Origin of the sequence: Williamsia muralis NBRC 105860 (assembly GCF_001598915.1) — a bacterium.
Taxonomy (GTDB): domain Bacteria; phylum Actinomycetota; class Actinomycetes; order Mycobacteriales; family Mycobacteriaceae; genus Williamsia; species Williamsia muralis.
In genome coordinates this window covers 1,226,747-1,240,872 of record NZ_BDAP01000001.1, presented here as the reverse complement: position 1 = coordinate 1,240,872, position 14,126 = coordinate 1,226,747, and the positions used below count along the sequence as shown (strand labels likewise).

Annotated in this window: 12 protein-coding genes; 7 read left to right on the top strand and 5 right to left on the bottom strand. The window is 64.9% G+C overall.

The annotated features are described in order from the left end of the window. Window positions 1–51 precede the first annotated feature (51 nt). Together WIMU1_RS06020 and WIMU1_RS06015 are read left to right on the top strand one after the other, a co-directional pair. Window positions 52–648: a pyridoxamine 5'-phosphate oxidase family protein gene (locus tag WIMU1_RS06020; protein ID WP_023959827.1), complete on the top strand. Its 597-nt coding sequence runs from the start codon at window positions 52–54 to the stop codon at window positions 646–648. A gap of 137 nt (window positions 649–785) precedes the next feature. Then, window positions 786–2,399 carry an HNH endonuclease signature motif containing protein gene (locus WIMU1_RS06015; RefSeq protein ID WP_062795489.1) on the top strand — a complete coding sequence of 538 codons (1,614 nt, stop codon included), beginning with the start codon at window positions 786–788 and terminating at the stop codon, window positions 2,397–2,399. 28 nt (window positions 2,400–2,427) lie between these two features. Here WIMU1_RS06015 and WIMU1_RS06010 read toward each other — a convergent pair whose 3' ends face one another. Continuing rightward, window positions 2,428–3,972, bottom strand: a complete 1,545-nt coding sequence (locus tag WIMU1_RS06010) for a carboxyl transferase domain-containing protein (protein WP_062795488.1) — start codon at window positions 3,970–3,972, stop codon at window positions 2,428–2,430. A 64-nt stretch (window positions 3,973–4,036) separates the two neighbouring features. Then, on the bottom strand, window positions 4,037–4,849 hold the full coding sequence (locus tag WIMU1_RS06005; RefSeq protein ID WP_062795487.1) for a mycofactocin-coupled SDR family oxidoreductase: 813 nt from the start codon (window positions 4,847–4,849) through the stop codon (window positions 4,037–4,039). 359 nt (window positions 4,850–5,208) lie between these two features. On the opposite strand from WIMU1_RS06005, the gene WIMU1_RS06000 reads away from it, so the two are divergent. The 3 genes from WIMU1_RS06000 to WIMU1_RS05990 all read left to right on the top strand — a co-directional run bounded on the left by WIMU1_RS06000 (window position 5,209) and on the right by WIMU1_RS05990 (window position 8,311). Next, window positions 5,209–6,582 (top strand): styrene monooxygenase/indole monooxygenase family protein, encoded by a 1,374-nt coding sequence (locus WIMU1_RS06000; RefSeq protein ID WP_062795486.1) that lies wholly within the window; start codon window positions 5,209–5,211, stop codon window positions 6,580–6,582. Between the two features lie 70 nt (window positions 6,583–6,652). Then, window positions 6,653–7,303, top strand: a complete 651-nt coding sequence (locus WIMU1_RS05995; RefSeq protein ID WP_062795485.1) for a class II aldolase/adducin family protein — start codon at window positions 6,653–6,655, stop codon at window positions 7,301–7,303. Between the two features lie 3 nt (window positions 7,304–7,306). After that, window positions 7,307–8,311, top strand: coding sequence for a carbohydrate kinase family protein (locus WIMU1_RS05990; RefSeq protein ID WP_084248015.1), 1,005 nt, complete (start codon window positions 7,307–7,309; stop codon window positions 8,309–8,311). Here the strand turns inward: WIMU1_RS05990 and WIMU1_RS05985 are convergent. The 3 genes from WIMU1_RS05985 to WIMU1_RS05975 all read right to left on the bottom strand — a co-directional run bounded on the left by WIMU1_RS05985 (window position 8,265) and on the right by WIMU1_RS05975 (window position 11,676). Further along, window positions 8,265–8,921 carry an SDR family oxidoreductase gene (locus WIMU1_RS05985; protein ID WP_062795484.1) on the bottom strand — a complete coding sequence of 219 codons (657 nt, stop codon included), beginning with the start codon at window positions 8,919–8,921 and terminating at the stop codon, window positions 8,265–8,267. The two genes, WIMU1_RS05990 and WIMU1_RS05985, sit on opposite strands and share 47 nt — an antisense overlap. Before the next feature lie 160 nt (window positions 8,922–9,081). Further along, entirely contained in the window at window positions 9,082–10,761 is a 1,680-nt protein-coding gene (locus WIMU1_RS05980) for a purine-cytosine permease family protein (protein ID WP_023959812.1), read from the bottom strand. Between the two features lie 183 nt (window positions 10,762–10,944). Next, on the bottom strand, window positions 10,945–11,676 hold the full coding sequence (locus WIMU1_RS05975; protein WP_062795483.1) for an enoyl-CoA hydratase: 732 nt from the start codon (window positions 11,674–11,676) through the stop codon (window positions 10,945–10,947). A gap of 30 nt (window positions 11,677–11,706) precedes the next feature. On the opposite strand from WIMU1_RS05975, the gene WIMU1_RS05970 reads away from it, so the two are divergent. Together WIMU1_RS05970 and WIMU1_RS05965 are read left to right on the top strand one after the other, a co-directional pair. Continuing rightward, window positions 11,707–12,834, top strand: a complete 1,128-nt coding sequence (locus WIMU1_RS05970; RefSeq protein WP_062795482.1) for an NAD(P)-binding domain-containing protein — start codon at window positions 11,707–11,709, stop codon at window positions 12,832–12,834. Window positions 12,835–12,984: 150 nt separating this feature from the next. Further along, window positions 12,985–14,070 (top strand): esterase/lipase family protein, encoded by a 1,086-nt coding sequence (locus tag WIMU1_RS05965; RefSeq protein WP_084248014.1) that lies wholly within the window; start codon window positions 12,985–12,987, stop codon window positions 14,068–14,070. Window positions 14,071–14,126: the final 56 nt, after the last annotated feature.

Genomic DNA, 14,126 nt, shown 5'->3' with positions numbered 1-14,126 from the left:
GCGGGGCGCTCTTGGGACGTTGTGCGTGCACCGACGACAAAGGGACTCACCGTGGACCAACTCAATCGCCGCAAAGAACGCCAGGGCGATCGCGCACTGCTGGATCAGATTCTCGACGAAGCCAAGGTGGCCACCGTGACCACAGTGGTCGACGGCCTGCCGTGGTCTGTTCCCATGCTCTTCGCTCGGCACGGTGACGAGATCCTCTTGCACGGTTCGACAGGAGCAGGCGCTCTGCGACATATCGCGGCAGGTGCCCCGGTGGCGCTGTCAGCGTTCATCGCCGATGGACTCGTGGTGGCCGACACGCTCTTCGATCACTCGATGAACTACCGGTCGGCAGTTGTTCGCGGTGTCATCGAGAAGTCGTCGCTCGACCCGGCGCAGGCTCTGACCGCCCTCAGCGACAGCATTCTCCCGGGCCGCAGTGCCGAGGTGCCACCGCACACGAGCAAACAACTGGCCGCGACACTGGTGCTGTCACTTCCCATCATCGATGGGCAATGGATCACAAAGGCGCGCAAGGGCGGCCCCGGTGACGACGATGCTGCCGGCTGGACCGGCGAGGTGCCGATGCGAGTGGTCTACGGCGAGCCGGTCACCCATACCGCCGGTGACGTTCCCGAGTCGGTGCGGCGGTTGGGGTGATTGGACGACTGCCAAATTCGCTCCACTCGCCTGCGTTCGAGCCTGTTGCACCGGGCTCGAACGCAAATAGGTGGAGCGAATTCAGTCGGCGGGTCGAGCTCGGGTGATTGTCAGACGCCTCCTCTAAAATCGAACACATGAGCGAAACGGCCGATCTGATCGCCGCCATCCAGCAACTGGATGCCGGCGCGTTGGTGGCCGTCCGCGAGGCCGTCTCGCAACAACTGCTGGCGGTACCGTTGTCGTCGATGACCGACGACGAGGTGGTCGCGGCCACCGCCATGGTCGAGACTGGCGCGCGCCGAGATGATGCGGTGAAGATTCGATGGGCGGTGGAACTGCGTGAGCGTGGTGTCGCGGCAAAGCGCGGACTCAAACCGGCCAGGTTTCTGTCGACACTGCTGCGGCTCACCCCCTCCGAAGCCAGTGCGCGCACCAAAGCCGCTGAGCGAGTGGGATATTGGCACGAACTCAACGGAGAACTGCGGCCCGCCGCGTATCCCGCCGCAGCGGCGGCGATGGACGCCGGTGACATGGAGTTTGCGCACTACCGGGTGATTCATCGCGCACTGGCCAAGTTGCCCACTTCTCTACGGACGCCAGAACACTGGTCGACCATCGAATCGGACCTGGCAAACCAGGCCTGCGCGCTCTCGCCAGATCAGCTGGAAAGCGTTGCGCAGCGGTTGCTCGCCTACCTCAACCCCGATGGCGAGTACACCGACGACGCCGACCGGGCCCGCCGTCGCGACCTGACGCCGGGGCGCCAAGACATCGACCACATGAGTGGGATCTCCGGGACGCTGGATCCCGCGACCCGTGCACTCTGGGACGTTGTCGCAGCGAAATGGGCGCAGCCAGGCATGAACAACCCGGACGACCCCGAATCACCCGCGGGCGACGCCGATCTCGCTGACAGCACGGTTCTCGCTGCCGCCGCTGAACGAGACAACCGGACACAGGGTCAGCGCAACCATGACGCGTTCAAGAAGATGCTGGAGACGGTCGTCGGGTCGGGCACCCTCGGAAAGCACCGCGGACAGCCGGCCATCGTCGTGGCAACCATGACACTCGACGAGCTGGAGGCCGAGACCGGTATTGCCACCACCGCATCGGGAGGCACTCTCCCCGTCCGGGATGCACTCGCGCTGGCAGGTAGCAACCGGAAGTTCCTTGCACTGCTCGACAACGCACACCGGCCGCTGTTCCTCGGCCGTGAAAAACGTCTGGCATCGGCGATCCAGCGAATCGCTTTGATCGCGGCCGAACGCGGATGTTCGCGGCCCGGCTGCGATCAGCCTGCCACCCGCACCGCAGTGCATCACATGCACGAATGGAAAGACGGTGGACGCACCGACATCACCGTTCTGACCCTCGTATGCGACGGCGACCACGCTCAGGTCCACGACGGCGACGGTGGCTGGATCTCCGAGATCATCACCTCCGGAACGGGACCCCCAGAATGGGTTGGACGCGTCGGGTGGAGGCAACGCGGCACCGACGACGCGCTGACTCCGAACGACACGCATTTCCCCGATCGGCGATACCAGCGAATGGTGGACGAACGGCGCAAAAAAGAGGAAGCTCACGCCGCATGGTTTCGCCAGCGAGCGAAAGATGAACTCGCCGAGCAGCAATGGCGGATCGAGCACCCGATCTGGCATCAAGAAGAACAACGCTGGCTCGACGAGGTGGCACAGCTACCCGACCCCTGCCCACCTCCGGAGAGTTGGTATGAGGATGTCGCATAGACGGCTGGCCGGAACTGGGTCAGCCAGTTCAGATCTCGACACCACCGATGCGCCTGAGGCGTTCCGTCCGCCACCCGGCGCGGGCTTCAACCGTGCTGTCGTCCAACGCATCGAGCTCGGCTGCGAGCCGGTCACCCAGCTCCGGCAGAAAGCCGCCCAGCGCGGCCTCGGAGACCACCACATCCACGATGCCGGCGGCGTGCAGATCGGTCGCACGGATTCCCTGGCTCCGTGCCATGTCGGCTGCATGGTCGGTGTCCCGATAGACGATCAGGCTGGCGCCCTCCGGCGGCAGCGGAGACAGCCACGAGTTCTCCATGGCAATCACCCGATCCGCAGGGAACAGTGCCAGCGCGGCTCCCCCAGCTCCCTGACCCAGCAGCACCGCCACCGTCGGCACCGTCAACGCAGTCAGCTCCGCGATGCAATGAGCGATCTCGTTGGCCAGGCCCGACTCCTCGGCGTCAGCGGACAGATCGGCGCCCGGAGTGTCGATCACCGTCACCAGCGGCAGATGCAAACTCTGCGCCAGCCTCATACCCCGGCGGGCAAGCCGCAGGTCGGCAGGTCCCACCAGCGAGCCGGGCACCTGACGGTTGCGGTCCTGCCCGACCACCACCACCGAATGCCCACCAAAGCGCGCCAAAGCGAGAATGATGCCGCTGCGCGAATTCAATTCGCCCCCACCGGCCAGTTCCACCGCCTCGTCGGCCGACTCACGCAGCAACTGACTCACGCCTGGTCGGCCGGGAACCCTCGACTGCTCCACCACATCCCAGGCCGACGACTCAACCACAGTCCCCTCGGACAGTCCCGGCGCAGAAGACGGCCCAGAAGACGGCCCGGCCGGCTCACGTCGCGAGTGCTCGGCGTCCACCATCGGGTCGACCAGAAGCCTGATGATGCGTGATGCGGTTGATCCCAATTCATCCACCGCCACAACAAGATCCACCAGACCGTGTGAACGCAGGTTCTCCGACACCTGGACGCCCTCGGGAAATGCCTCGCCGTACAAGCCCTCGTACACTCGCGGGCCGAGAAAACCGACAAGGGCGCCCGGCTCGGCCAACGTCACATGTCCCAGCGAGCCCCACGACGCGAACACCCCACCGGTGGTCGGATGACGCAAATACACCACGTATGGAAGATGCGCGGCCTTGTGATCCACGACTGCCGCAGTGATGTTCACCATCTGCAGAAAAGCCGCAGTCCCCTCCTGCATCCGCGTCCCGCCCGACGCCGGGAGGGCGAGCAACGGCAGACCTTCAGCAGTCGCTCGGCGGATCGCCGTGACCACGCGACGTCCCGCGTCCCGGCCGATCGACCCGCCCAGAAAACCGAACTCACTGACAACAACGGCCACTCGCACCCCGTTGACGTCCGCTTCACCGCAGATGATCGACTCGTCGAGTCCGGTCTTCTCGCGGGCCCGTCCAATGTCCTCGGCGTACCCGGCATCGTCGGGAAGCGCGGTGATCTGCGAGTCCCACGGGTGCCAACTGCCCTCGTCAGCGAGCTTGGCCAGCAATTGCGTCGCCGAGATGCGCTCGGGTCGATCCGTCCGATCAGTCACCCATCAACCGTAGAACCCTTGCCCACGGTTGCCAGGGCAGATGGCAGATTCCCCCGACCCACGGTCAGAAGTACTGAGCACCACCATCGACCGAGATGTGTTCGGCAGTCATGAACGACGACTCGTCCGACGCCAAGAACGCGACCACGTTGGACACCTCATCCGGGTCTGCTGCGTACTGGTTGAGAAACGGTGTACCCATGGGCGCCAATCGCGGATTGGCTGCATTGGTCTCTTCGATGCGGGCCACCATGTCGCCCGACCCCATCGGAGTGGCGACGGCGCCGGGATGCACGCTGTTGACCCTCACATTGTGCGCACCCAATTCGGCAGCGAACGCCCGGGTCATGCCGGTGACGGCATGCTTGCTGGTGGTGTAGTGCACCATGAACGGCTGCACCTTCTTTCCGGCATACGAGCTGATCAGGATGATCGACCCGCGTCCGCGCTCGACGAGGTGAGGCGCCGCCGCCATCACGGTGTTCCACACGCCGGTGACGTTGATGTCCATGTGATCGCGGAACATCTCCGGGGTCGCCTCGTTCCAGGTCGCCGGAATACAGATGCCGGCGTTGGCCACCACGATGTCGAGCCCACCCAACTGGGTCACCGCATCCGCGGCGAGGGTCCGTAGCCCCTCGAGGTCGCGAACGTCGCCCTGACGAAGAAGTGCTTTGCGACCCTCGGCCTCGACCAAACCTGCGGTCTCGGCGAGTTCGGCCGGCGTCGCCGAGTCGTACGGCACACCCGGCAACGGCCCGGCAAGATCAACACCCACGATGTCGGCGCCTTCACGTGCCAGCCGCACCGCATGCGCGCGACCCTGTCCGCGGGCCACTCCCGTGATGAATGCGACCCTGTTCGCCAGCCGTGTCACTACGCCCACCAATCGTTGTTCCGCGGCACGTCGCGTCGCGAGTGCTCGACCCGACTGTAATTGGCCTGCATGAGCTGAGCCGCCGTGTTTGCTGAGATGCCGTGTTTGCTCAGATGCCGTGTTCGCTCAGATGCACTTAACTTCGGCCTGAGTCGAATCCTTCCGCGGTATCGCAAACCAGCGAATGCTCACCGGCATGAGATCCGACGGCATGACTATTTCCACCGAGGTCCCCTGGTGGGCCGGAACACGGCGATGTACCGGCACGACTGCCGGACAGTCATGACGTCGCCGCATCGTAATCACTCCGTATTCGATTCTCGAACAACATCATTCGCACAAACACAGGAGATCGTTGCATGAGCAACACCAACCGTTCCGTCGCCATCATCGGGGCAGGCCAGACAGGCGTCTCGGCGGCCGTCGGCTTCCTCAACGCAGGATTCGACGTGACCGTCTACAGCGAGCGTGATCAGCGGAGCCTGCTGCACGACGTATCCGCCACCGGCACCGCGGTGACGTTCGGCCTGTCGCAGCAATCCGAGACGGCCTTGGGTGTCGACAACTTCGCCGGCCGGGCGCCGCAGGTCACCGGGATCAGCGCTCGCACCATCACGGGCAGCGGGCACGACTACACCGAGCTTCTCGACTTCGACGCCGAGTTCCCCGGATTCGAGGCGATCGGTGTCGACACCAGGCTCAAGGTCGACGAGCGTCTCACCCTGTTCCTTGAAAAGGGTGGTCGGTTCGTGGTCGAGAACGTCGACCCGGGCCGCCTCGACTCGATCGCAGCGGAGAACGACCTGACCTTCGTCGCCACCGGCAAGGCCGGACTGTCCAGCCTGTTCACCGTCGACGAATCACGATCGCCCTACAAGAGCCCACAACGCAGCGTCCTCCTGCTCACCGTGGCCGGGCTGGGTCACGACCCAGATGTGTTCGCGCACCGCAGCCCCGCGGGCCCGAAGCACCAGGCGTTCAACTTTGCCGACCAGGGCGAGGGCTGGTGGGGCCCCTACCTGCACAAAGACGCCGGACCGTCATGGTCGTTCCTCGGGTGGGCGCAACCCGGCAGTGAATGGGAACGCCGGTTCCAGTCGGTCACCGACGCGCATTCTGCCCACAAAGTGGTGATCGACTTGCATCGCGAATACTTCGATTGGGACCTGCCCGAGGTGCTCAGCACCCAGGTCATCGAGGAGGACCCGCACTCCTGGCTCCAGGGAGCGGTCACGCCCACAGTGCGAAACGCGCTCGGGCACACAGCAAGCGGACACCGGGTTGTTGCTCTGGGCGACACGGCCGTGGCCTACGACCCCATCACGGGCCAGGGAGCGCAGAGCGGGTTCATCCAGGCCGCACAGTTCGTGGCCGCCGCCAAGGACCACGAGGGCGAGTTCGACGACGCCTGGATCACCGCCACCTACAACAACTTCCTCACCAGCCGTGTGGACGCCGCCAACCTCGCCACCCGGATCTTCCTGCGCGACCCGGTGTTCCAGGAATACGCTGCGGTGCTGTTCCCGGCCGCGGCAACCAATCCCAAGTTCGGCTCAGCGCTGTTCGGCCTGCTCTCGGATCCGTCGCCGGTGCTCTCCATCAACTCCGTGGACGACGCCAAGTCGCTGATCACCCAGGTGACCGGAGAGGACGCCGACTCCATCCTCGCGAAGTTCGAACCGGCAGGGAGGTTCTCACGGTCGACGTACCGTTCGCTGACCCCGGTCGGCTGAACACCTGAACCAACGGGCGATGGCGGCGATCCGTGATGGATCGCCGCCATCGCCCGTTATTGTCAGCATCATGACTGTCGAAGAGCGGCGAGCGGATCTGGTTGACGCCGCGCACCGACTGGCCGCACGCCGCCTGGTGATCGGCACGGGGGGCAACCTGTCGACGAGGGTCGACGATCGGGTGGTCGTCACAGCCAGTGGCGCTGTTCTCGAATCACTCACCGCCGACCAGTTGGTGGTGACAGACCTCGACGGGCACGTGGTCGAGGACACTGATCACGTCCCGACGTCCGAGCTGCTCCTGCACCTGGAGATCTACCGCTCCACTGACGCGGCCGCAGTCGCGCACGCCCATCCGGTGGCTTCCATCGCGGTGGCCAACCTCGTCGATGAACTGCCTGCGGTGCATTACACCGCGGCGTTGGTCGGTGGCGCCGTGCGCGTGGCGCCCCACGAGATCTTCGGCACCCAGGAACTCACCGACGCGGTGGCCGAGGCGTTGACCGAGCGGACTGCCGCCCTGATGCGCAACCACGGTTCCGTCGCCTACGGCCCTACAGTCGAAGCAGCTTGTGAGCGCATCGAATTGGTGGAATGGCTGGCCGAGATCTACCTACGAACAGCCGCCGTCGGCGATGGCGCCGTGCTCAGCCGAGACCAGCTGATCGCGGTGGCCGTCGCCGCGGCGAACCGCGGCTACTCGCCGCTACCCAGGAGATGATGCATGCAGGTCGTGACGTTCGGTGCCCATGTGCTCGATGTGGTTGTCCACCCGGTTGATTCGATACCCGACGGCCAGGGCGCGGCCCTTGTCCCCCACATCCGGTTGGTGCCCGCGGGTCCGGCCGGCGGCACCGCCATCACACTGGCCAAACTCGGAGCGGTGGTGTCGACGGTCGGCGCCGTGGGTCGCGACGACTCCGCCGACCTGCTCACCACCATGCTGCAGCGCCGCGGTGTGGTCACCGAACACCTTTTGCGAGTGGATGGTCAACCGACATCGATGAGCGTGTTGCCCATCCGCAGCAACGGCGATCGACCCGCACTGCACATGCCCGGCGCCAATCTGGCCTACCCGCTCGATCGTGTGCCGCTGGACCTTCTCACGTCCGCGGATCACGTGCACATCGGTGCGCCCGAGCTGCTCAACCCATCGGAACTGGCGGGCGTACTCGAACGGATCCGGGCTGCGGGCGTCCGCGTCTCGGCTGACATCCTGGCGCCCGGTGATCCTGGAGTGTTGTCGTGGATCGAACCCGTTCTGCCACACCTGGATTACCTGCTGCCGAACGACGAGCAGGTGCTGGGCTTCACAGGTGCCACCGACCTGGTGGACGGTTGTCGCGCCCTCATCGACCGGGGTGTTGCCTGCGTCGCAGCCACTGCCGGCGCAGACGGCGCCTGGGTTGTCACCGGCGACGGTGCCGAACACGCCGCAGCCACCGACGTCGAGGTTGTCGACACCAGTGGCTGCGGGGATGCGTTCTCGGCCGGGTTCATCGCGGGTCGTCTTCACGACTTCAGCCTGCTGCGGTCAGCGCAACTCGGTTGCGCGGTGGCCGGAGTGGTCGCCACCGGGCTCGGCAGCGATCATGGCGACTTCGACTGGGAATCGGCGACCGCCGGCCTACCGGCTGAGGTTGCTGCCGGCCTACCGGCCCGAGGTCACCCCGGCAGGTCCGTCAGACGCCTTTCACGGCTTCGGCGATGGGGGTCTGACCACCGGTGAACTCGACCGTGGTTCCGACGCTGGACTGCGTCTCGAGGACCGCAGCCAGCACCTCTGCCACATCGTCGCGGGACACGCTGGTTCCGGCTTCGGCACCGCGTTCCTTGGTGGCGATACGGCCCGTGCCGGGCTCATCGGTGAGGGCGCTTGGTCCCACGATCGTCCAGAGAAGTGTGGTCTCACGGAGATGCTCGTCGGCTGCCGCCTTGGCCTCGGCATAGGCGTGGAACGAATTGTCTTCGGGAACACCATGATCCGGCCCGGCACCGAAGTACGACACCTGGACGTAGCGGGTGATGCCGGCCTGCTGCGCCGCGTCGATGCTGCGGATGGCGGCATCACGGTCCACGGCGTACGTGCGGTCGGGGCTGCCACCCCCGGCGCCGGCAGAGAACACCACGGCGTCGTGGCCCTTGATGGCCTCGGCGATCTCGTCGGTCGAGAGGTTTTCCACATCTGCGATGACCGGAGTGGCCCCGGTCTGCGTGATGTCGTCCGACTGGTCGGGATTGCGGATCAGGGAGCTGACCTGATGTCCCTGACCGGTCAAGATCTTGGCCAGCTTGAGCGCGATCTTGCCGTGGCCTCCGATGATGGCGATTCGTGACATGCATCGTTCCCTTCGTCGTTGATGGGCCCTGCGTGTTGGAGCACTTAGGAGAACAACAAGAAGAGGAGCCGAGGCATTCCGGTGGTTGCGACGGGAAGACCGTCAGCTCCACCCGTCCTTGTCGCAGAACGGGTGGAGCTGACGAATCAGAGCAGGCGCGTTACTTCTGGGCAGGCAACACGTGCTCACCGGTCTTGTCGCAGGACAGTGCCAGCGAGCTGATGTACTGCTTCTCACCGTTCGGGCCCGGTTTGTTCGAGGCGAGCATGTCGGGTCGCTCGAACTCGATACCGGTCACCGAGCACAGCAACTTGGCGTCGGAAGGGTTGCCGTATTCGTCGAACATCGGCAGGTCGATTCCGTCGTCGGTGCGTCGCAGGTAGTACTTGCCCTTGGTGATCACCGCGATGATCGGCGGCAACACCAGCGCGAGGATGGTTGCGACGATCGGCGAGTACGGCTGGATGGCGTCACCGAAAGCGTGGAAGTACACCAGCACCGACAATCCGCCGGCGAGGATCACGCTGATGAACCCGACCGGGTTGAAGTTGTACAGCATGCCCCTGCGGAACTCGGGCACCTTGGGCGAGAGCTTCAGGACGTACTTGTTGAACACGATGTCCGAGGCCACCACGACGATCCATGCGATGGCGATGTTCGCGTAGAAGTTGAGGATGTTGTTCAAGAAGCTGAACATGTTGGCTTCCATCAACACCAGAGCGATCGCGACGTTGAAGAAGACGAAGAACAGTCGACCCGGGTAGGTCTTGGTGATGCGGGTGAAGCTGTTGGTCCAGGCCAGCGATCCCGAATACGCGTTGGTCACGTTGATCTTGATCTGCGAGATGACCACGAGGATGACGGCGAGGGTCATCGCCAGCCAGTGCGGCATGAACTCCTCGTAGACCGCGAGGAACTGCTCCACGGGTTCGTTGGCGACGCCGGCCTGATCGGCGAAGTTCATGATCAGGTAGACGGCCAGGAACAAGCCCACGATCTGCTTGATCGCGCCGAAGAACACCCAGCCCGGTCCTGCGGTGATCACGGCGATCCACCAGCGGCGCGAGTTCTCCGGTGTCTTGGGAGGCATGAACCGCAAGTAGTCGATCTGCTCGGCGATCTGGGCGATCAGCGACAGACACACACCGGCGGCGAGCATGATGCCGGCGAAGTTGACGCCGTGTCCGCCCTGGGCGTCGGTGCCACCACTGAATGCGAGGAAGTCTCCGATCGCGTCGGGGTGCTTGATCACGAGGTAGACAAACGGCAGCACCATCATCACCAGCCACAGCGGCGTGGTCCACACCTGCAGTTTTGCCAGTGTGTTCATGCCGTAGATGACCAGCGGGATCACCATGACCGATGAGATGAGGTAGCCCAGCCACAGCGGGATGTGGAGACCCAGTTTGAGGCCCTGCGCCATGATCGAGCCCTCGAGGGCAAAGAAGATGAACGTGAACGACGCGAAGATGACGTTGGTGACCACCGAGCCGTAGTAGCCGAAGCCGCTGCCACGGGTGATCAGGTCGAGGTCGATGTTGTACCGGGCGGCGTAGTACGCCAGCGGGTAGCCGGTGAGGACGATGACCACCGCGAAGATGAGGATGCCCCACAACGCGTTTCCCGTGCCGTTGGCGATGCCGATGTTGGCGCCGATGGCGAAGTCGGCCAGGTAGGCGATGCCACCCAGAGCCGAGGTGGCGACCACCGCGGGGCCCCACTTGCGATAACTGCGGGGCGCGAAACGAAGGGTGTAGTCCTCCAGCGTCTCGCTCATCGCGTTGATGTTGGTCGGCAATTCCCCCGCGGCTATCGGATCCACCGTTTTGTCTGCAGACATATCTCTCCCTCGCGTCATGCCCACGTTTCCTCTGAACCAGAGACTGCGAGGAACGTAAGGCCGCCGTGTATCTGGGAGGCTGCAGCCGTGTTACCACCACGAAAACCCACTTGAGCGCGGGTATCGTCGAGGGGTCGTGGCCAGGACCGGTTGGGGACGGGTTGGGGAAGGCCGGGGAAGGTTCTACTTCCCGATGAAGTTCGGCTGACGTCGCTCGGCCCGAGCCGCGCGCCCTTCGGCCATGTCCTGGCTCTGCCAGGCCCTGACCATCGCTGCGACGTGGTCAGGTGCGGCCTCGTCACGGGCACCGTCGTCGCCGAGAACGAGCTTGTAGTGCTGCAGGGTCAGTGGGGCCAGCGCGGCGATGCTCGCGGCCCACTGCTGCGCCTCGGCAAGATCGCCTATCCGGTTGGCGAACCCAACGGCTGCAGCTCGGTCGGCACTGAGTGAGTCACAACCGATCAGGATTCCCGCCGCATCACCCGCACCGACCAGCGAGACGAGACGCTTGATGGTCCATTCGTCAACTGTCACACCGATCTTTGCAGCAGGGATGCCGCACCACGCCGACGGCGACATCACCCGCAGATCAGCGGCCATCGCGAGCTGGAGGCCTGCCCCCAACGCGGCGCCGTTCAGCGCGGCGATCACCGGTACCGGGATGCTCTCGACAACTCGGAGCATCGCCAGGAGTTCGTCGAGGAAGGTCTGTTCGTAGACCGGGCCGGACAGGTCCGCGCCGGCACAGAAAACGGTTCCCTGACCGGTGAGCACGATGGCCCGCACACCTGCCCCTGCCGCGTCGGTCATCGCCACCGACAGCGCTTCCACCAGTTCGTAATTGAGTGCGTTCCGCTGCCGCTCTCGCTGCAGTTCGATGGTCAACACATCGCCATCCCGGCTGGTCCCAATCATGGGCGTCAGCGTACCGCTATTGTTCGACAGGTGAACTCCAACGCCTTCGGAGACCGGGCGCGTACCGATGTACTCGTCATCGGGGCGGGGCAGGCGGGCCTGTCGGCCGGGTATTACCTAGGCAAATACGGCCTCGGTGATCGAACCATGATCGTCGACCACTCCCCCGGGCCCGGAGGCGCGTGGCAGTTCCGTTGGCCGACATTGACTTTGGCCGGGGCCAACAACGTGCACGACCTTCCCGGCTTCGGGCTGTCGGAAGCGCTCGGCGTCGAATGCGACCAGTGGCCGGCGTCCACGGCGGTGCCCGATTACTTCGATCAATACGAACAGCGGTTCGGGCTCGACGTCCGTCGACCTGTCGACGTCCGGTCGGTGTCGTTCGACGGCGACGACTTCCTGGTCTCGGCCTCTGATGGCTCACAGCTGATGGCGCGCACCGTGATCAACGCAACCGGAACCTGGGATCGACCATTCATCCCGTATGTGCCGGGTATCGAGACGTTCACCGGGACACAACTGCACACCCATGACTACAACAGGCCGACCGATTTCGACGGTAAGCGTGTTCTCGTGGTGGGAGCCGGCATCTCGGCCATCCAGCTGCTGATCGAGATCGCACGCAATGCCGAAGGCGCACAGACCTTCTGGTGCAGTCGCACCGAACCGCATTTCAGCAGTGCCCCGTTCACCCCCGAACAGGGCCGGGCCGCAGTGGCGCGCGTCGAGGAACGCGTGCGCGCCGGGCTTCCGCCCGGGTCGGTGGTGTCGGTGACAGGGCTGCCCGAGAACGACGCGATACGCGCCGCACGCGCGGACGGCATCCTCGCGTGGCGACCGATGTTCACTCGCATCACACCCACGGGAGTGTACTGGGACTGTGGGACACCCGAGGGTGGAGGTGGCGGTGGAGGTGGCGATCATCTGGATGTCGACGTCATCCTGTGGTGCACCGGCTTTCGGAGCGCCCTGGACCATCTGGCGCCACTGAAGTTGCGGGCTCCGGGCGGCGGCATCGTGATGACCGGCCGGCTGGCGACCGTTGTGGCATCCACTCCTCGCCTGCAACTACTGGGTTACGGCCCGTCAGCGTCCACCATCGGCGCCAACCGCGCGGGCCGCGAAGCAGCCCGGGTGGTGCAGGACATCCTCGCCTGACGCGCCTGGCCGGCTGGTGCCGCAGCCGCGCCCGCAGCACAGTGGCAGTGCACTGCAACGTTCAGACCACATTCCGCCCGAAATCCGGCTACTCGTCAGCTGAGATGGTCAAATCGATCTACAGCGGGTCGGGCCGAGGTGAGGTGTGCGATGCGATACACGGACAGCAGACGTGGCCCGGGTCGACGCCGGAGTTTGTGCGCCGCGGCAACGATTTCCGTGCTTCTCGCCTTCATCTCGGTTTCCCCAGCGGCTGCCGACAGCAGCGAGGGATCAGACAGCGTTCAGGGACCAGGCAGCGTTCAGGGACCAGACAGCGCCCAAGGATCAACTGCGTCGCTGTGGGAAGTACCCACCCGTCCCGGCCCGGCTCAGAACACGCATCATGAGGCCTCCCGCCATGTCGGCGATCACCCGGGTTCGGCGCCGCCCGGCGTCAACGACTTCGCCTGCACCCCATCGCCGACGCACCCGCGGCCGGTTCTTCTTCTCCACGGCACGGATTCGAGCGCCTACTCCGACTTCGCGAAGATCGGGCCCCGGCTCGCTGCCGAAGGCTTCTGCGTGTTCGCGGTGAACTTCGGCGGGCGTGCGGGTGGCGACAACTTCGGCACCGAAGACATCGTGGAGAGCGCTCGGCAGGTCGCCGGCTTCGCGGCTGAGGTACTGCAAGAGACGGGAGCCACCAGGCTGGACATCGTCGGGTACTCGCAGGGCGCAACCGTCGGCCGGTATTTCGTCAACCGGCTGGGTGGGTCGACGATGGTCGGGCACTGGGTGGGTCTGGCATCCCCGTCGTACGGCAGCTCCCTGTACGGCTTGGTGCCGATTGCCGCCCGAATCCCCGGCGCCCTCGACGTCGCCGCCACAGTCATCCCACCTGAGCTGGTCTCCACCGCACTGTGGCAGCAAGTTCAGGGTTCACCGCTGCTCGCCGAACTCAACAACGGCGGCAACGACACGGTCCCCGGCGTCGAGTACACCACCATCGGCACGCAGGTGGACGAAGTGATCCAGCCGGCGGCGACCGTTGCACTCAAAGGTGCCGGCGCAACAAATCTGTTCATCCAGGATCGCTGCCCGGCCGATCTGAGCGGCCATTTCCGCCTGCCTTACGACGACTACGCCGTCGGGCTAGTACTCAATGCCCTCGATCCGGATTCGGCGGCACCCACCTGCAGACCGGTCGCGCTGGGCACGGACATCCTCGAGATGGTGATCGCGGAGAATTCGTGAGGCTGGCGATCACAAAGCGCCCTCCATGTACGGCAAACATTGACATTCTGTTGTGT